Below are 18,915 nucleotides of genomic sequence, written 5' to 3'. Positions count from 1 at the left end.
ATAACCCAGTCTGTGACGCCAACGCAACAGCGTGCAATCATGGCCGGCGAGCGGCCAGACTGGTCAGAAAGAACCCCGATCAATACAATAAAGCGATATTAATAGACACTTATCCACCAGGGCTGCCGTTCGGCGGCCTTTTGTTTCCCCTCAATCTGGTGAGCGAGAACATTTCTGACGCCTGACATGGTAATTATTACGTTATCGACCATGCTTAAGACAATGACAATTCAATCACTTCAGCATCGTTGAAGCGGCTACTTCACTTAAATCGAGAACCCTAAATGCGCCATGCATCTATCCCCGTAGCTGCAGCCACGACAATGTTTTTGCTCGGCGTTTTTATCATTAATTTACAGGTCTGGTATTCTGCACGGGCTGATAGCCTGGCAGAGGCGCACTACGTCGTGCGGAACATGAATGTTATTCTTAAAGAAGCTCGTCATGCGACTGAGATGGCAATGCAACTTGCCGAGAATGAGTGTGATGCTGAAGGGCAATATCGGCTAGGCACCGAGGCGGCATTACAGCCTCACCTGAGAACGATCGTTATTCTGAAAAATGATGCGGTCTGGTGCTCCTCGTTACCGGGAAACCGCGTATTGTTGGTCAACAGCTCAGTGCTGCCTGAGTCATCACTGCTCCTCGTCCCTTCGGTCAGTACCGTCAACGGTCTTCCGGTTCTCTTATACCAGACAATTCACGCCGGAAGCCGAATCATCGTTAGCATCAGCGATAGCCATATCCGTGATGCGCTGGATATGCCATTAAATGGCGTTGAATATTCCCTGAGAGTAGGCAATACCCTTTTAGGCCTGACAGGCGATGTGACGACGGCAGACCATACGAAGAAAGAGGTATTAACGGTAAAAGCCTCTAATTATCCATTTTCGGTACAATTTAACTCTCCACCTCTTTTTAGTCTTAAGAGATTATTCAATCGAGCCGGAGGCGTGGTGTTATTCCTGCTGATAATATCCTCTCTTTCTGCTTATATTCTTCAACGCTATATTTCTAAGGATGTCTCACCCGAAGAATCACTGCGCATCGCCATTTACAGAAATGAAATTATTCCGTATTACCAACCCGTTGTGAGCGGCAAAGAGGGAACCTTACGGGGTGTGGAAGTGCTGGCCAGATGGAAGCATCCTCAATCAGGGTTCATTTCTCCCGCATCCTTCATTCCTCTTGCTGAGAAATCCGGTTTAATTATTCCATTGACTCAGAGCTTAATGAGGCAGGTTGCAATACACATGAATGCTATTGCGGCATTGCTGCCAGAAGGGTTTCACGTAGGGATTAACTTCAGCGCTTCTCATATCGTTGCGTCCACCTTTGTTGAAGAGTGTCTCCACTACAAGCGCAGCTTTACTCAACAGGATCTTAACCTTGTCGTTGAAGTGACGGAGCGTGAACCACTCGACATTGATGAACATCTCGTTAATACATTGAATGAGTTACATAACAATGGATTTGCCATTGCGCTGGATGACTTTGGTACGGGTTATTCCGGCCTGTCCTATCTGCAGGATCTACATATTGATTACATTAAAATCGACCAGAGCTTTGTTGCCAGGGTTAACGCGAATGAGGACTCAACGCTAATCCTTGATTCGGTACTGGAGTTGGCCAAAAAACTTTCAATTAGCATCGTGGCGGAAGGCGTTGAAACTGAAGAGCAGCTCGATTACCTCACGCGCAATCATATCCGGTTTTTACAGGGTTTTTTCTTTTACAAACCTCTTCCTTTCAAGGAACTGGTCAAAGTTCTCTTGTCGAAGCCAAAAGTTAAGGTCAGGGTGGAATAAGGTTTATTCGGTTGTTTCTGAGGAAATAAAAAAGGGGGGACATCATCCCCCAAAAAATGCAGACCATTATTGCTTTAACCACGGTGATATTTTGTTATGCATTGACCGGATGGTCAAATTAATTGTTTTCAACATTGTTTTTAAAATTAGAAGCGCATATGGGGTCTCGAATATTAGCAGCCTAACGTTTAATTTGATTCTAATCAATATTGCCGCGCCCCTCTTTAGATTAATGGATGCAATAATTGTTATTTTGTTAAAGCAATGCTCTTGCGCTGTGTTTTCGACGTAAGGCGCTTCAGGTTAATTTTTTAAGAAAAAAATGCTGACCGCTAAAGCATAATGAAAAAATGCTTACTTATTACGGCAGTTTAAATGTTAACCAGTGATGCCAGGGGCGCAGTTTGCTTTTAGAATAGCCATCTCACTCTGCGATTTGCGTCAGTTAGCGTATAATGCTTCATCCAAAACCGCTAAACACCCCGTGACTCGTGCTATGACCCTTAATCGCTTTTGTTATTTACTCCTGATTATCGCTGCGATCGGCAGCCTTCTTGCTACCCATCCTCTGCTCATGTGGTTTCTGACGATCAATGTGCTGACGTTGGTCATGTATGGCGCCGATAAAATGGCGGCGCGGAAGGGGATGAGTAGGGTTCCGGAAGCGACATTGCTGGTATTTGGCGTGACTGGTGGCTGGCCTGGCGCCATTGCGGGGCAACAGCTCTTTCGCCATAAAACCCAAAAGCAGCCTTTCAAAAGCTACTTTTTCATCAGCGTCGTCGTCAGCATCGCCATGATGGCGGCGGTTTACCATTTTTCTTCTTATTCTCTTTTATGAGCGTCGGCTGGGACCGCTGACGGTAAGGCATATCTTTAATTCATTCCTCCGTCACTGCCAATAGTAGTAGGACTATTCTTAAGGGGTTGCTGTTTTTTGCACAATCTGAATAATACGTGCAACAACACGGACGACAACATCCCATGAAAATAAAATCTATTCTACTGGCAGCGCTGGCGGTCTTTTCTGTGCCTTCCTGGTCCGCTTTTCAGGAACGGGAATATAATACCTGGTATATGAAAAATGCGGTGCTTTACGATATGACGCAGACCTCGACAGGCTATCCCGTCATGGTGAGCGTCTCCCAGCCAGGGAGGAAATCCGCTAATTTGCTCGTGTCATATATTACGGAAGGTCGCTGTGGAGAGAATAATCTGCCGCTGAATGTAAATGGTAAAGTGCTGCCCGCAAAGTATAATTGCGTCCAGATAGGGGAAAACAGAATTGAGCATTTTTCAGTGGTGGATGCGGAAAGCGTCAATGGCATGGTGATGCACCTGAAATCTGATTTCACTATTCTCCTGCAAAATGATATCAAAATTTGGGCGGCGAATATCAAAACACCAAAATATGGACTGGCACCGAGATTCTAACTATGAAATGCCTGTATTACGACGGGCATTTTTTTGGGGATGTAACGCAATCATTTCTAAGTTAATAGTTTTAATGCATTACTAATCAATATAAAGGGTAAGTGGCCCTGGTTTTTTACGTATTTAAATGGACTGTATGCTAAACGGTACAAAACCGCATAAATAATCCTTTCTGACATTATGGATAAAGCTCATTACCAGACTTACGCTTGCTAGCGGCGTTTTAGTTGTTCAACACATCTTTACTGGTAAGGAGCAGAAAATGTCGCAACGTAATAGTCTGGATTTACTAAGCCGTAAAGAAGGAATGTGTCTGTTAGAGCAAAGCATGGGTTTTGTCTGGCAGGCAGCGCTTCGGGCGGTCGCGGTCTTAGGCGTCGCAGATCGTCTGGTTGAAGGAAAAAAATCCGTCAAGCAGCTGGCGAAGGAGCTGAATGTCGACGCTGACTATCTTCATAGAATCATGCGCTTATTGTCCTCTCGTGGAGTTTTCAACGAATTATCTGAAGCTGAATACAGTCTTAGCCATTCAGCACAATTCCTCTGTTCGGAGCATGAATTTTCCTTGCGCGCGGCGGTGCTCATGCTGACTGACCAAACATTCTGGCAACCAGCGGCTAAAATGGATGAGATATTGCAAGGCAAACCTGTTTTTAACGAATTGTTTGGTAAGCCTTTTTACGACTACTGGCAGCATGACGATAGGGGGGCTGACAGCAACGTTTTTCATGCCGGTATGGCCTCTATGTCATCCGTAGAGAATGAAGTCATCGCAGATAGCTATTCATTCGCTCAAAACGCTGTCGTTGCCGATATCGCCGGTGGGCTGGGGAATTTATTGCTGACCGTTTTACGTCGAAATCCGACCTTAACGGGGATCCTTTTCGATCAAAAAGACGTTCTTGAGCGGAATCGACTGCACCTGTTAAAGGATAATCGTCGATGGAAGACCGTTGAGGGCAGCTTTTTTGAAGCCTGTCCTGTAGCGGACATTTACCTGCTTAAGTATATTTTGATGGACTGGCCTGATGAGAAGGCCATTCAGATCCTTCAATGCTGCAGAAAGGCTATGAAAGAAAACGCCCGACTATTAATTTTTGAGCCGCTTATTAAAAAAGAAAATAATGAGCTGGGACGATTCGAAATTGACCTTCTTCTGTTAACAAGCTTTGATGGGGGGCGGGCACGAACAGAGTCTGCGTATCAGGCCTTGTTTGAGCAGACCAATCTGAAGTTGAACAAAATAATAGACACCCATTCGTATCTGTCGATTTTAGAAGTCGTACCTGTCTGAACTGTTTAAATAATATTTACAGAGCATGCGCCCCGCATTCCGTTTTACCGTATTCCTGCTACGCTTGTTTGTTGTACCAGGAGCATGAATATGAAAAACAAAGATGAACAAACCGGATTAGTGGGGCTGGCGATTGGGGCCGCCGTCATTGGGCTGGTTTCAGCGCAAAAACCGATCCATCGCAACAGTATTGTCGATGAGCTGGTCAGGCTCGGCAGGCAAAAAGGCGATGGCGTAGAAGATGAGGTTTTCGTTAAGGCTGCCGAGCTGGTGAGAAAAGGGGTATAGCCCATGTCTGAAAGACGTAATGCGAAGTGCCATTGCGGCGCGGTGGCGTTCACCGTTGAGCTCACTGATGGTCTGAATACCGCACGGCGCTGCAGCTGTTCCTTTTGTCGCATGCGGGGCGCGGTGGTCGTCTCTGCGCCGCTGTCGGGGATTACGGTGACCAAAGGTGAAGATAAGCTCACCGAGTACCGCTTTAACACGGGAACGGCACGGCATTTCTTCTGCTCGGTGTGCGGGATATACACGTTCCATCAGCGACGTTCTAACCCAAACGAATATGGCGTTAATGTCGCCTGTTTTGAAAACGTATCACCTTTTGATTTTCCAGAGGTGAAGGTGATGGACGGCGTTAACCATCCCATGGATGGGGATAGTGGGATATTTGGATATCTTTCTTTTCGCGAGAAAGGTGAAGAGCAGGCATGATTGCCGCCTGGCCACTCTTTTACTCCTCCGGCTATAGTTGGCAGTGGGTAACTGAAACAGGAGAAACTATGCTCTGTGTTGAAAAAGACGATCCGCGTGAGGCCCCTGAATCAGGTGATAAAAAGCCTCAACCTGTGAAAAAATAACGCGACATACGCGTTTACCCGCCACCGGCAATGCTGGTGGCTTTTTATTTCCTGGAACACGGTCAACTGCCATCCAGATGGTTTAACAGCGTGCCGAGATGCCCGACAATATCACCAAAATCAAAAATTAACGCCATCCACAGCAATGCTAAAAGGGTAAGTACGGCAAGGGATACACGACCAAACAACGCTGTTATCCTTAGTGGCGAAAGGGCTATCACCGCAGTTTAACCAGCTTTCTTTCAACTTACCCTCAACCAATCCCTTTCTTAAACTGTCTTTTGTGACGAACTTCAAAAAACAAGCGAGCCCGCATGATTATGCGGGCTCTGACAATCAGAACTGGTAAACCAAGCCTAACGCTACAACATCATCGGTGCTGATGCCGTTGTCTTTGTAGAAGTTGTCGTCTTCATCCAGCAGGTTGATTTTGTAATCAACGTAGGTGGACATGTTTTTGTTGAAGTAATAGGTGACCCCTACGTCAGCATATTTAACCAGATCCTGGTCGCCCTGGCCGTTGCCCAGGTCCTTACCTTTCGACTGCAGATAGGAAAGGGACGGACGCAGGCCGAAGTCGAACTGGTACTGCGCGGTCACTTCGAAGTTCTGGGTTTTGTTCGCCACTGCGTCGGTATTATCACCATACGGAGTCATATTGCGGGTTTCAGAATACATTGCCGCCAGGTAGATGTTATTGGCGTCATACTTCAGGCCCGCCGTCCAGGCATCCGCTTTGTCTCCACCCGCAGTGGTGTTCATGACCTGCTCGTTGGTGCGGTCAGAAGAGGTATACGCGGCACCCGCAGTAATCCCCATGCCGAAGTCATAGGTGGTAGAGATACCAAAGCCGTCACCGTTCTCGTGACGCGTGTCGCGACCGTTGTTGGTGCCTTCCTGGTTGTTGCTGGCGTCTTCATTTTTGCCCTGGTACTGCAGCGCAAAGTTCAGGCCCTGCACCAGACCATAGAAGTCGGTGTTACGGTAGGTTGCCACACCGTTGGCGCGGCCGGTCATGAAGTTGTCGGCTTTGGTGTAGGAGTCGCCACCGAACTCAGGCAGCATATCGGTCCAGCCTTCCACGTCGTACAGGACACCGTAGTTACGACCGTAATCGAAGGAGCCGTAGTCACCCACTTTTACACCGGCGAAGGCCAGACGCGTCCAGGACTGATTATCAGACCCTTCCGTGTTATTAGCCTGAATGTTGTATTCCCACTGCGCATAGCCGGTCATCGTGTTGTTAATCTGGGTTTCACCCTTGAAACCCAGACGCATATAGGTTTGATCGCCGTCAGCACCTTTGTTATCGGAAAAGTAGTGCAGACCATCTATTTTTCCATACAGATCTAATTTGTTACCGTCTTTATTATAAATTTCTGCTGCATGTGCAGAACCAGCTATTAACAGAGCCGGAATCATCAGAGCCAGTACTTTTCTTTGCATTGTGATATTCCTTTGCAGTTGTTTTTATTTAATTACCTGTTGAACTTTCAGAATGAGAAAGTTGTCTCATGCTAAATCACTCCTGTGTAAGAGTAATAAAATATAATTGTTACGAACTAAGTAAAATCTAAACCGAATAAATCGGTGGAAATGATCATTGGTGTGATGAATGATTTAAAAGTAAGCATATTAAATTGAAATTATTAATCAGGCGTTAATTAAGCTAATCTAGCCGGCGTTATATGCCTGTAAGATGATTCATCCATAATTAACGTGAATGCTATTAAGGAAGCTAAATAGATATTCAATGATTATCTGGATTCGCCCGGTGTGAATACGCCGGGCTTTTTTTATGGCAAAAAAATGCCCGGACAAGCCGGGCAGGGGAACTAGTCGCTGGTCGGTTTTTCGGCTTTACCCGCCATCTGCGCCAGGAAGTCATAGCGTTTTTGCAGGTCAGCAGCGGCATCTTTCCAGAGCTGCTCGGCCACTTCCGGCTGCTGGGCGTTAAGGCGACGGAAGCGCTGTTCCTGCATTAACGTCTCGGCCAGGGCATCCGACGGCGGACGCGAATCCAGCGCCAGCGGTAATTTACCCTCGTCTGCACGACGCGGGTCGAACCGGTACAGCGGCCAGAAACCGGTCGCGGTCAGCTGGCGCATCTGGTCGTGGCTGAGGGCCAGATCGTAGCCATGCTCTTCGCAAGGGCTGTAGGCAATGATCAGCGACGGGCCAGGATACGCTTCCGCTTCCTGAATCGCTTTCACCGTCTGGTTAAGCTGGGCACCCAGCGAGATTTGCGCGACGTAAACGTGACCGTACATCATCATGCTCACGCCGAGATCTTTGCGCGCCTTGCGTTTACCGTGTTCGCCGAATTTCGTCACGGCACCTAGCGGCGTCGCTTTCGACGCCTGGCCGCCGGTATTGGAATAACACTGCGTATCCAGAACCAGGATGTTGACGTTTTCGGTCAGGCTCAACACGTGATCCAGCCCGCCAAAGCCGATATCGTAAGCCCAGCCGTCGCCGCCAATCAGCCAGATTGATTTTTCGACCAGGGCGTCAGCGTCGGTCAGCAGCTGTTCAGCCCCCGCCGCGCCCTGCAGCGCGCGGCGCAGCTCAGCAACCTGCTCACGGCGTTCTTCTGGCGTCGCGTCCGCATGAAGCGCGTCATTGAGCTCAGCGGGGATCTGCCCGGCAAACTGCTCCAGCAGACGCATCACGCGCGCGCGGTGCTGGTCGACGGTCAGGCGGAAGCCCAGGCCGAATTCGGCGTTATCCTCGAATAACGAGTTTGCCCACGCCGGACCGCGACCATTCGCGTCGGTGGTGTACGGCGTAGAAGGCAAATTGCCCCCGTAGATGGATGAACACCCGGTTGCGTTTGCAATCAGCATTCGGTCACCGTACAGCTGGGTAAGCAGCTTGATATACGGCGTCTCACCGCAGCCGGAGCAGGCGCCAGAGTACTCAAACAGCGGCGTAATCAGCTGTGACGTACGAATATCAATACGTTCCAGTTTGCTGCGATCGATTTCCGGCAGATTCAGGAAGAAGTCATAGTTGACCTTCTCCTCTTCAACGTGCTCCAGACGCGACATCATATTGATGGCTTTGATCTCCGGATCCTGCCTGTCCTTCGCCGGACAGACCTCGACGCACAGATTACAGCCCGTGCAATCTTCCGGCGCGACCTGTAGAACGTATTTCTGTCCGCGCATATCACGAGATTTCACATCCAGTGAATGCAGGCTGGCAGGCGCGGCTTCCATCTCTTCCGGTGATACCACTTTGGCTCTAATGGCAGAGTGCGGGCAGGCCGCAACGCAGTGGTTGCACTGGGTACACAGATCTTCTTTCCAGATGGGGATCGCTTCGGCGATGTTGCGTTTTTCCCAGCGCGTGGTGCCCATCGGCCAGGTGCCATCCGGCGGTAGCGCAGAGACGGGCAGGGCATCGCCCAGACCGGCCAGCATCGCCGCCGTCACGGTCTTAACGAAATCGGGCGCCGCATCGGACACCACCGGCGGACGATTCGGACTTGCGGCATTCACCGGCTGCAGCGGTACCTCAAACAGCGATTCGCGCGCCAGCGCCAGCGCCTGCCAGTTTCGCTCGACCAGCTCCTGGCCTTTGCTGCTGTAGCTTTTAGCAATCGCACCCTGCAGTTCCACCAGCGCGCTGTCGCCCGGCAGAATATTGGTCAGGTGGAAGAAGGCCATCTGCATAACGGTATTAATACGCGCAGCAAGGCCGCATTCGCGGGCAATTTTTGCGGCGTTGACCACGTAGAAACGGGCTTTTTTCTGGTTCAGCACCGCCTGAACTTCCTGCGGCAGGCGCCCCCAGACTTCGTCTGCGCCGTACGGCGTATTGAGGAGGAAAATGCCGCCGGGCTTCAGGCGCTCGGCCATCTGGTATTTATCAATAAACTGCAGCTGGTGGCAGCCAACAAAATCAGCCTGAGAAATCAGATACGCGGAGCGGATGGGCTGTTCGCTCACGCGCAGGTGGGAAACGGTCAGGCCGCCTGCTTTTTTGGAGTCGTAAACGAAGTACCCCTGGGCGTACCACGGCGTTGAGTTGCCGATGATTTTGATGTTGTTTTTGGTCGCGGAGACGCTGCCGTCGCTGCCCAGACCATAGAACAGCGCCTCAAGTTTGGCGGTCGAGGGCAGGGTATTTTCCGGCAGCGAAAGGGAAAGGTTAGTCACATCATCATAAATGCCAACGGTAAAGCGCGGCTTGGGTTTCGCCTCGCCTAACTCGTTGAATACCGCCAGCACGCAGTCCGGCCCAAACTCCTTGGAGGACAAACCATAGCGACCCCCGATTACGCGCGGCAGCGTTTCACGTTCGCCCTGATTAAAGGCTTCTGCCAGGGCGGTCATCACATCCAGATAGAGGGGTTCCGCCTGCGCGCCCGGCTCTTTGGTACGGTCGAGCACCGCCACAGCGCGGGCGCTTTCAGGCAGAGCCGAAAGCAAATGTTTGGCCGAGAACGGACGATAGAGGCGCACTTTAAGCACGCCAACTTTTTCGCCGCGCATCAGCAGCTCGTCAACCACCTCTTCACAGGTCCCAATGGCTGACCCCATCAGCACAATGACCCGTTCCGCCTGTGGATGACCGTAGTACTCAAACGGTTTGTACTCCCGGCCGGTTGCGGCGGCAAAGTCATCCATTGCCTGTTCAACATGGTCGTAAACCGCGTTGTACCAGGGGTTAGTGGCCTCGCGGGACTGGAAATAGGTATCCGGGTTAGCCGATGTCCCGCGAATAACCGGGTGTTCCGGGTTAAGAGCCCGGGCGCGATGCGCGTCGATTTCCGCCTGCGGCAGCAGATTCAGGATAGTATCGTCAGCCAGCGGGACGATTTTGTTGATTTCGTGAGAGGTGCGGAAACCATCAAAGAAGTGAATAAACGGCACGCGGCTTTTGAGCGTGGCGATATGCGAAATTAAGGCAAAGTCCTGCGCTTCCTGAACGCTGCTGGCGCATAGCATCGCGCAACCGGTCTGGCGCACGGCCATCACGTCAGAGTGATCGCCAAAGATAGAGAGCGCGTGGGTGGCAACCGTACGCGCGGCAACGTGCAGAACGAAGGGGGTCAGCTGACCGGCGAGTTTGTAAAGCGTAGGGATCATTAACAGCAATCCCTGTGAGGAGGTAAACGACGTGGAAAGCGCGCCGGTCTGAAGCGCACCGTGTACCGTGGCAATCGCCCCGGCTTCAGACTGCATTTCAACCACTCTCGGGACATCGCCCCAGACGTTTTTTAACCCGTTACCCGCCCAGGCATCCGCCTGCTCGGCCATGGTAGAACTTGGCGTAATCGGGTAGATGGCGATAACTTCACTGGTGCGAAACGCGACTGAGGCAACTGCACCATTACCGTCAATAGTTTGCATAGGACAACACCCTTACATTGCGCAAAAAATAGGGGTCTGTATTACGGCAACAAACCCTGAATATTATCTGTGTATTCTAGCAAACGGGGGATTTTACGATTTTCGCTTTTGTGTCCTTGGTATTCTTGCCATCAATGAGTAGATCAAACTTTTGGCGAAAAAATTGCGAGAAATTGTTTCTGAAGCGCATAAATACGCACTTCCGCTCTCGACGACACGGGATGTGATGCCTATTATGCATAGGTTTCGCATTATTCATGGGGGAGAGCATGCGCTCAGCATTTTTGGTAGGGTGTGCCGCATTATTGTTGTCGGCATGTAGCAGTGAGCCAGTCCAGCAGGCAACGGCAGCCCACGTGGCGCCGGGAATGAAAGCGGCAATGTCCAGTTCAGGTCAGGCCAACTGCGCGATGATTGGCGGTTCGCTGTCTGTCGCCCGCCAGCTTGATGGTTCTGCTATTGGGATGTGCGCCTTGCCAAACGGCAAACGCTGTAGCGAACAGTCGCTTGCCGTTGGAAGCTGCGGTAACTACTGATTATTCTACACGCTTAAACATCAGCGTTTTATCGGCTGTCGCCAGCGTTAACTGGTCCTCAGTCAGGTCGACCTGCGCCCCTTTGCGCAGCATGTCGCCGATGGTCTGATCCAGCTCATTCAGCTGCGGCTCAGTACAGAGCTTGCGCGTCATGGCCAGCGTTTTAACCTTAAGCTCGCCTTCGGACAATTTCCCCTGTCCGTTAAAGCGGTTACACATCTGGCCAGAAACGCTGATGTTATTAACCAGGCTGATATCTGGCAGCGCGCTAAAACCGATCTCAGGTTGCGGTGTCGCGGTCTTCACGGCCTTACCGTTTACGTTTTCCAGCACAAAGCGGTGGTTTTTAAGTTGCTCCGGCTGTACGGAGGCTTTACCCGGATTAACACACCCGGTAAGGACAAGACTAATAACGCTTAACGCAATGAGCTTTTTCATTTTTCTTCTCAAACTATAAATACCGTGAATCTTTTTCCAGTGTAACGATACTCTGCCGTGCGTTAATGGGGTTTATCTGAAAGTGCGGGGAGAAGTACCGGGCAACGCAGCGGTTGCCCGGGATGACGTTAATGCGATTTAAACCCTGCCGCCGTCATCAGCATGCGGAAGAGCATACTGACAGCAGCCAGCGCCAGTACGCTGCCGCCCCAGATAATGGCCAGCCACAGTAATCTTTTCCAGACCGGTTGTTGCATCAGTGATAACCCTCCCCATGCTGAACTTTGCCGCGAAACACGTAGTAGCTCCAGAAGGTGTAGACCAGAATAACGGGAATGATCAACAGCGCGCCCACCAGCATAAAGCCCTGGCTTTGCGTCGGGGCGGCGGCCTGCCACAGGGTGATCGACGGTGGAATAATATGCGGCCAGATGCTGATCCCAAGCCCGCTAAAGCCGAGGAATATCAGCCCCAGCGTCAGAATAAACGGACGGCTATGGCTATTGGGATTATTCAGGCAGCGCCACTGGTACAGGCTAAAAATCACCACCAGGGCAGGGACAGGCAGCAGATAAAACAGATTCGGTAGTGTAAACCAGCGCGCAGCGATAGCCGGTTGCGCCAGCGGCGTCCAGAGGCTGATCGCTGCAATAAACGCCAGCAGCACGATTAACAGCGTTTTCGACACCTCACGCATCCGCTGCTGCAGCGCGTTTTCGCTTTTCATCACCAGCCAGGTAGAGCCTAACAGCGCATAAGCCACCACCAGCCCTACGCCGCAAAACAGGTTAAACGCGGTAAACCAGTCAAAGGTGCCGCCTGTATAGGCCCGGCCGGTGACGGTAAAGCCGTTAATGACGGCGCCTACCGTCACGCCCTGGGTGAACGTTGCCAGAATTGAACCGCCAATAAACGCCTTATCCCAGAAGGGGCGGTGGGCAGGCGTGGCTTTAAAGCGAAACTCAAATGCCACCCCGCGGAAAATAAGTCCGATCAGCATTAATGTTAGCGGAATGGTCAGGGCATCAACGATCACCGCATAGGCCAGCGGGAATGCGCCGAACAGGGCGGCACCGCCAAGCACCAGCCAGGTTTCATTTCCGTCCCAGACCGGCGCGACGCTGTTGACCATTACGTCGCGATCGTCGGCGTTCTGCGTTGCCGGGAACAGAATGCCGATCCCCAGATCAAAACCGTCCATCACGATATACATCAGCGTGGCGAAGACGATGATCACAAACCAGATAATGGAAAGATCGATACCCATTATGGCTGCTCCTTATGTTCAGTTGTGACGGCAGAAAGCGGGCGCGCCGGACGTCCGTCGGACTCGGTGGCGAAAGTTTCATGCGGCTGCGGGCCTTTTCGGATGAGGCGTACCATATAGCTGTAGCCCACGCCGAATACCGAGGTATAGACGACGAAGAAGGCCAGCAGGCTCACGCTCATATGCAGGTCACCGTGGGCAGACACAGCATCCTTCGTTCGCTGGAGTCCGTAGACCACCCAGGGCTGGCGGCCCACTTCGGTGGTGATCCACCCGGCCAGGATGGCAATCAGCCCGGTTGGCCCCATCAGCAGCGCAAACCACAGGAAGGGGCGCGACGAATACACGCGTTTTTTGTAGCGCAGCCAGAGTGCCGTCACCCCGAGCAGCAGCATCAGCATGCCCAGGCCCGCCATAATGCGGAATGACCAGAAGACGATGGTGGAATTCGGACGGTCTTCCTTCGGAAACTCTTTGAGGGCCGGAACCTGTTTATCCAGGCTGTGCGTCAGGATAAGACTCCCCAGCGCCGGGATCTCCAGCCCAAAGCGGGTGCGCTCCTGTTCCATATCCGGCCAGCCAAACAGCAGCAGCGGGGTAGGCTCACCCGGCGGATTTTCCCAGTGGCCTTCAATGGCGGCAATCTTGGCGGGCTGGTGCTTTAAGGTGTTCAGACCGTGCATATCGCCAACCATGGCCTGGATGGGGGCGACAATCAGCGTCATCCACAGCGCCATCGAAAACATCGCCCGGATGGCTGGGGTATTATTCCCGCGCAGCAGATGCCATGCCGCGGATGCGCCCACAAACAGGGCGCTGCTCAGGAATGCGGCTATCGACATATGCAGCAGGCGGTAAGGGAAGGAGGGGTTAAACACCACGGCGAACCAGTCCACCGGTACCACCTGACCGTTGACGATCTCATAGCCCTGCGGGGTCTGCATCCAGCTATTCGACGAGAGGATCCAGAAGGTAGAAATAATAGTGCCCAACGCCACCATGCAGGTGGCGAAGAAGTGCAGACCCGGCCCGACTTTGTTCCAGCCAAACAGCATCACGCCGAGGAACCCGGCTTCGAGGAAGAAGGCGGTCAGCACTTCATACGTCAGCAGCGGGCCGGTAATGCTGCCCGCAAACTGTGAAAATCCGCTCCAGTTGGTGCCAAACTGGTAGGCCATCACCAGCCCGGAGACCACGCCCATGCCAAAGTTGACGGCAAAAATCTTCGACCAGAAATGGTACAGCGAGCGCCAGACCGGATTTTTGGTTTTAAGCCACAGCCCTTCGAGTACGGCGAGGTAGCTTGCGAGACCAATGGTGATGGCCGGGAAAATAATGTGAAAGGATACGGTAAAGGCAAACTGTATCCGTGCAAGGTGAAAAGCATCTAAACCAAACATGCACAGCCTCAATGTCAAACGGTGTGCTGTTATGGTATAGGGGCAAAGTTCGGACTATCAGACGCAGAAAAGTGTTTTTTAACCATAACAGTTGGCTTAAAATTCATGCTTTAGCCATCTGATATACCTCGCGTGAGGAATAAAAACCGTGTTTTTATGAATTTTACGCATAAAACTGCTTGCCTTGTCGTCTGCGCCGTGCGTTAATGGTCCTCTGGTTTTGAGTCCAAATAAATATCTGACGTAGTTTTATAAAGCAGTTCTCATCACGTTGTGCCTCTCCGCAGCCTCTCTTGGGTCTTTATCTACTTTCCGATTCGTTTTGTTTAAAACCATTATTGCCCAATCGGCCCATTAGTAATTTACGTTTTACGTGTCAGGAGAATCCTATGACTTCTTATATTCATTTCCGCTGCCCATGCTGTCATGGCTCGCAGTACCGTACCTCAGTCTTTGATATGTCTGAGAAAAACCCACTCGGCGCGAAATGCATCTTTTGCAAATCGTCGATGATCACGCTCGACCACCTGGCCGCTGCGCGTCAGGCGCAAAGCCACGTTACCGAGTACCGTAAGTAATTCATTTCGCGAACTATAACAGTTAGCTAAATCTTCTCTTTTTCTCCTGCTGATATACACTGTCGGTCACAAGGAGAATTTGATGAAAAAATACCAGCGTCTGGCGCAACAAATTATCTCGCAGATTGAGCTTGGCGTATGGCTGCCGGGCGATAAGCTGCCTTCGCTGCGAGAGCAGGTGGCGAGCAGCGGCATGAGTTTTATGACCGTTGGCCACGCGTATCAGATGCTGGAAAGTCAGGGGCGCATTGTCGCCAGACCGCAGTCGGGCTATTACGTTGCCTCGCGCCCGACCGCACAACAGCCTGCTCCACCTGCCCAGGTGATGCGTGACGAAGTGGTGGATATTAACACCTACATCTTCGACGTCTTACAGGCCAGCCGCGACCCGTCCGTTGTTCCTTTTGCCTCCGCGTTTCCCGATCCCCGACTTTTCCCGCTGCAGCAGCTCAACCGCTCGCTGGCTAACGTCAGCAAAACCGCGACGGCGATGAGCGTGATTGAAAACCTGCCCCCGGGTAACGTCGATCTCCGCCACGCCATTGCCCGTCGCTACGCGCAGCAGGGAATGAACATCTCTCCGGAAGAGATTGTGATCACCGCAGGCGCGCTTGAAGCGCTCAATCTCAGCCTGCAGGCGGTAACCGAGCCGGGCGACTGGGTGATAGTCGAAAACCCGTGTTTCTACGGCGCGCTTCAGGCGCTGGAACGCCTGAAGCTCAAAGCGTTGTCGATTGCGACGGATGTCCGCGAGGGGATTGACCTGAATGCCCTTGAACAGGCACTGAAGGAGTACCCGGTTAAAGCCTGCTGGATCATGACCAACAGTCAGAACCCGCTTGGCTTCACGCTGAGCGCGGAGAAAAAAGCGCAGCTTGTCGCGCTGTTAACGCAGCACAACGTCCCCCTGATTGAAGACGATGTCTACAGCGAGCTCTATTTTGGCCGCGAAAAGCCGCTCCCGGCGAAAGCATGGGATCGCCAGGACATGACGCTGCACTGCTCGTCCTTTTCAAAATGCCTGGTGGCCGGTTTTCGCATCGGCTGGGTTGCGGCAGGAAAACACGCACGACGCATTCAGCAGCTGCAGCTGATGAGCACGCTCTCCACCAGCTCACCCGTGCAGCTGGCGCTGGTGGATTACCTGGCGACGAAACGCTACGACGCCCATCTTCGCCGCCTGCGGCGGACGCTCGCCGAGCGAAAGCAGCAGGCCTGGCAGTCACTTCTGCGCCATATGCCTGCCGGCGTCAAAATCCACCATAACGACAGCGGCTACTTTTTATGGCTGGAGCTTCCGGCGCAGCTGGATGCGGGGCTGCTCAGCGAAAAAGCCTTAACGCACCACATCAGCATTGCGCCCGGAAAGATGTTTTCCACCTCCGACGCGTGGACACCGTTCTTCCGGTTTAATACCTCCTGGGCCTGGGGAGAGCGAGAAGAGCAGGCGGTCATTCAGTTAGGAAAATTAATTAGCGCGATGCTGGAATAAACTTTTCTCCGTTATTTAAATAATCAATTCTTATCCTGATGACGGCACGGCGAATATTTCGCGGTGCCCGGTCATAGGAAATCTGCATACCGTCTCTCGCGGCTAACTCCTTGTCTATAATCCAGTTAACGGGGAATGCGCCCTCGGTCACACCTTGATGAAATTTCCTGAAGCCGTACGGTGCGGCGCATTTGCGCGGTCTACGTTTAATAAGGGAGATATTTTTACGGCACGGCTGCCGCTAAATTTCATTGCGACAGGAGTAACTCTTATGAGCAAACATTTTGCCCGCAGCAGCCTGTGCGCGCTCGGCATGACTATCATGACAGCGCAAGCCGCAGAACCACCAAAGGCCATCGGCGACGGGGAAGGTCGGCTGGATATTATCGCCTGGCCGGGATATATCGAACGCGGACAGACGGATAAAAATTATGACTGGGTCACCCAGTTTGAGAAAGAGACCGGATGTGCGGTCAACGTCAAAACGGCGGCCACGTCGGATGAAATGGTCAGCCTGATGGCGAAAGGGGGCTATGACCTGGTCACCGCCTCGGGTGACGCCTCCCTGCGCCTGATCATGGGGAAACGCGTCCAGCCCATTAACCCCGATCTCATCCCCAACTGGAAAACCCTCGACGCGCGGATTGTGAAAGGGGAATGGTTTAACGTCGGCGGGAAAGTCTACGGTACGCCGTATCAGTGGGGGCCAAACCTGCTGATGTACAACACCAAAACCTTCCCGACGCCGCCGGACAGCTGGAGCGTAGTCTTTACCAAACAGGATCTGCCGGACGGTAAAACCAATCAGGGACGCGTGCAGGCGTACGACGGGCCGATTTATATCGCCGATGCCGCGCTGTTCGTCAAAGCCACGCAGCCGCAGCTGGGTATTAAAGACCCGTACCAGCTCACCGAAAAACAGTATGCCGCCGTGCTCAAGGTGCTTCGCGACCAGCACGCGCTGATCCACCGCTACTGGCACGACACTACCGTCCAGATGAGCGACTTTAAAAATGAAGGCGTCGTGGCCTCCAGCGCCTGGCCGTATCAGGCGAATGCGCTGAAGGCTGAGAACCAGCCCGTTGCTACCGTCTTCCCGAAAGAGGGGGTGACCGGCTGGGCGGACACCACCATGCTGCACGCCCAGGCAAAACACCCGATGTGCGCCTACAAGTGGATGAACTGGTCGCTGACGCCGAAAGTGCAGGGCGATCTGGCGGCATGGTTTGGCTCCCTGCCCGTGGTTGCAGAAGGGTGTAAGGCCAGCACGCTGCTGGGTGATAAAGGCTGCGAAACAAACGGTTATAACGAGTTCGACAAAATCATGTTCTGGAAAACCCCCATCGCTGAAGGCGGCAAATTTGTCCCTTACAGCCGCTGGACGCAGGATTACATCGCCATCATGGGCGGTCGTTAATTGCCCGGGAGCAGAACATGACGTACGCGGTAGAATTTAACAATGTTTCCCGTCTGTACGGCGACGTACGGGCGGTGGATGGGGTCACCATTGCTATTCGTGACGGAGAATTTTTCTCCATGCTGGGGCCTTCGGGCTCCGGCAAAACCACCTGCCTGCGTCTGATAGCGGGTTTTGAACAGCTGTCAGGCGGCACGATTTCTATCTTCGGCAAAGAGGCGAGCGAACTGCCTCCCTGGGAGCGGGATGTGAACACCGTCTTTCAGGACTACGCGCTGTTCCCGCATATGTCGATCCTCGACAATGTTGCCTACGGGCTGATGGTCAAAGGCATCGACAAGAAAAAACGCCATGCGCAGGCCCGTGATGCCCTGGAAAAAGTGGGCCTGAGTTTTGCCGTTGCCCGCAAACCTTCGCAGCTTTCCGGCGGCCAGCGGCAGCGTGTCGCCATCGCCCGCGCGCTGGTCAATGAGCCGCGCGTCCTGCTGCTGGACGAACCCCTTGGTGCGCTCGATCTCAAACTGCGTGAACAGATGCAGTTCGAGCTGAAGAAGCTTCAGCAGGAACTCGGCATCACCTTTATTTTTGTCACCCACGATCAGGGCGAGGCCCTTTCCATGTCAGACCGGGTGGCGGTGTTCAATAACGGGTGCATCGAGCAGGTGGACACCCCACGCGATCTCTACATGCGTCCGCGCACGCCGTTTGTCGCCGGTTTTGTCGGCACCTCTAACGTCTTCGATGCGGGCCTTGCGCAGAAAATATGCGGCATGGAAGGCAGCTATTCCCTGCGTCCGGAACATATTCGCCTTGATGAGGGCGGAGACGTTCAGGTTCAGGGTATCGTGCAGGCCGTTCAGTATCAGGGGGCGGCCACGCGGCTGGAGCTGAAACTTGCCGACGGTGCCAAGCTGCTGGTGAGCCAGGCCAATCTCAGTGAAACCTCGTCGCTGAGCGGCATTGCGCCGGGGCAGGCGGTGATGGCGTCGTGGTCACGCGAGGCGATGATTCGCCTGCACGAGGAGAGGTGA

General features: G+C 52.6%; 19 protein-coding genes. 12 read left to right on the top strand and 7 right to left on the bottom strand.

The genetic code is table 11. From position 1 onward, the window contains the following. Window positions 1–284 precede the first annotated feature (284 nt). The 7 genes from DFO52_RS02405 (at window position 285) to DFO52_RS23220 (ending at window position 5,396) form a co-directional block, all read left to right on the top strand. Window positions 285–1,808: a cyclic diguanylate phosphodiesterase gene (locus DFO52_RS02405; RefSeq protein ID WP_133549181.1), complete on the top strand. Its 1,524-nt coding sequence runs from the start codon at window positions 285–287 to the stop codon at window positions 1,806–1,808. A gap of 496 nt (window positions 1,809–2,304) precedes the next feature. Next, window positions 2,305–2,649, top strand: a complete 345-nt coding sequence (locus DFO52_RS02400) for a DUF1294 domain-containing protein (protein ID WP_054829633.1) — start codon at window positions 2,305–2,307, stop codon at window positions 2,647–2,649. Between the two features lie 143 nt (window positions 2,650–2,792). Continuing rightward, window positions 2,793–3,242 (top strand): hypothetical protein, encoded by a 450-nt coding sequence (locus tag DFO52_RS02395; RefSeq protein ID WP_029741517.1) that lies wholly within the window; start codon window positions 2,793–2,795, stop codon window positions 3,240–3,242. Window positions 3,243–3,504: 262 nt separating this feature from the next. Further along, window positions 3,505–4,536 (top strand): methyltransferase, encoded by a 1,032-nt coding sequence (locus DFO52_RS02390; RefSeq protein WP_133549179.1) that lies wholly within the window; start codon window positions 3,505–3,507, stop codon window positions 4,534–4,536. A 90-nt stretch (window positions 4,537–4,626) separates the two neighbouring features. Next, window positions 4,627–4,824, top strand: coding sequence for a hypothetical protein (locus tag DFO52_RS02385; RefSeq protein WP_023312007.1), 198 nt, complete (start codon window positions 4,627–4,629; stop codon window positions 4,822–4,824). Between the two features lie 3 nt (window positions 4,825–4,827). Continuing rightward, the gene (locus tag DFO52_RS02380; RefSeq protein WP_133549177.1) at window positions 4,828–5,250 is read left to right on the top strand and encodes a GFA family protein; all 423 of its coding nucleotides are present in this window, start codon (window positions 4,828–4,830) and stop codon (window positions 5,248–5,250) included. 68 nt (window positions 5,251–5,318) lie between these two features. After that, entirely contained in the window at window positions 5,319–5,396 is a 78-nt protein-coding gene (locus DFO52_RS23220; protein ID WP_223239581.1) for a hypothetical protein, read from the top strand. Between the two features lie 62 nt (window positions 5,397–5,458). Here the strand turns inward: DFO52_RS23220 and DFO52_RS23405 are convergent, their stop codons facing one another. The 3 genes from DFO52_RS23405 to nifJ form a co-directional block, all read right to left on the bottom strand. Continuing rightward, window positions 5,459–5,584, bottom strand: a complete 126-nt coding sequence (locus DFO52_RS23405) for a hypothetical protein (RefSeq protein ID WP_256062893.1) — start codon at window positions 5,582–5,584, stop codon at window positions 5,459–5,461. A 148-nt stretch (window positions 5,585–5,732) separates the two neighbouring features. Then, the gene (ompC, locus tag DFO52_RS02375; RefSeq protein ID WP_133549175.1) at window positions 5,733–6,842 is read right to left on the bottom strand and encodes a porin OmpC; all 1,110 of its coding nucleotides are present in this window, start codon (window positions 6,840–6,842) and stop codon (window positions 5,733–5,735) included. Window positions 6,843–7,231: 389 nt separating this feature from the next. Beyond that, entirely contained in the window at window positions 7,232–10,756 is a 3,525-nt protein-coding gene (gene nifJ, locus DFO52_RS02370; protein WP_133549173.1) for a pyruvate:ferredoxin (flavodoxin) oxidoreductase, read from the bottom strand. Window positions 10,757–11,025: 269 nt separating this feature from the next. Between nifJ and DFO52_RS02365 the strand changes: the two genes are divergently transcribed. Next, window positions 11,026–11,292: a DUF333 domain-containing protein gene (locus tag DFO52_RS02365; RefSeq protein WP_032658293.1), complete on the top strand. Its 267-nt coding sequence runs from the start codon at window positions 11,026–11,028 to the stop codon at window positions 11,290–11,292. Here the strand turns inward: DFO52_RS02365 and hslJ are convergent, their stop codons facing one another. The 4 genes from hslJ to DFO52_RS02345 form a co-directional block, all read right to left on the bottom strand. Continuing rightward, window positions 11,293–11,730, bottom strand: coding sequence for a heat shock protein HslJ (gene hslJ, locus DFO52_RS02360; protein ID WP_029741512.1), 438 nt, complete (start codon window positions 11,728–11,730; stop codon window positions 11,293–11,295). It lies immediately after the preceding gene. 128 nt (window positions 11,731–11,858) lie between these two features. Further along, window positions 11,859–11,987: a DUF2474 domain-containing protein gene (locus tag DFO52_RS02355; RefSeq protein ID WP_008501283.1), complete on the bottom strand. Its 129-nt coding sequence runs from the start codon at window positions 11,985–11,987 to the stop codon at window positions 11,859–11,861. Then, on the bottom strand, window positions 11,987–12,997 hold the full coding sequence (cydB, locus tag DFO52_RS02350; RefSeq protein ID WP_133549171.1) for a cytochrome d ubiquinol oxidase subunit II: 1,011 nt from the start codon (window positions 12,995–12,997) through the stop codon (window positions 11,987–11,989). Before cydB ends, DFO52_RS02355 begins: the two co-directional genes overlap by 1 nt. Next, on the bottom strand, window positions 12,997–14,397 hold the full coding sequence (locus DFO52_RS02345; RefSeq protein ID WP_029741510.1) for a cytochrome ubiquinol oxidase subunit I: 1,401 nt from the start codon (window positions 14,395–14,397) through the stop codon (window positions 12,997–12,999). The genes cydB and DFO52_RS02345 overlap by 1 nt, the downstream gene beginning before the upstream one ends. Before the next feature lie 389 nt (window positions 14,398–14,786). Between DFO52_RS02345 and DFO52_RS02340 the strand changes: the two genes are divergently transcribed. From DFO52_RS02340 to DFO52_RS02325, 4 genes are all read left to right on the top strand, one after another. After that, on the top strand, window positions 14,787–14,975 hold the full coding sequence (locus DFO52_RS02340; RefSeq protein ID WP_023335881.1) for a hypothetical protein: 189 nt from the start codon (window positions 14,787–14,789) through the stop codon (window positions 14,973–14,975). An 82-nt stretch (window positions 14,976–15,057) separates the two neighbouring features. Beyond that, entirely contained in the window at window positions 15,058–16,467 is a 1,410-nt protein-coding gene (locus tag DFO52_RS02335) for a PLP-dependent aminotransferase family protein (protein ID WP_133549169.1), read from the top strand. A gap of 271 nt (window positions 16,468–16,738) precedes the next feature. Then, window positions 16,739–17,884: a putative ABC transporter substrate-binding protein YdcS gene (ydcS, locus tag DFO52_RS02330; protein ID WP_029741508.1), complete on the top strand. Its 1,146-nt coding sequence runs from the start codon at window positions 16,739–16,741 to the stop codon at window positions 17,882–17,884. Between the two features lie 17 nt (window positions 17,885–17,901). Then, window positions 17,902–18,915, top strand: coding sequence for an ABC transporter ATP-binding protein (locus tag DFO52_RS02325; protein WP_121931711.1), 1,014 nt, complete (start codon window positions 17,902–17,904; stop codon window positions 18,913–18,915).

The sequence above is a fragment of the Enterobacter sp. AG326 genome (assembly GCF_004362415.1).
GTDB classification, from domain to species: Bacteria; Pseudomonadota; Gammaproteobacteria; order Enterobacterales; family Enterobacteriaceae; genus Enterobacter; species Enterobacter asburiae.
This window is presented reverse-complemented; position numbering and strand designations above follow the sequence as displayed.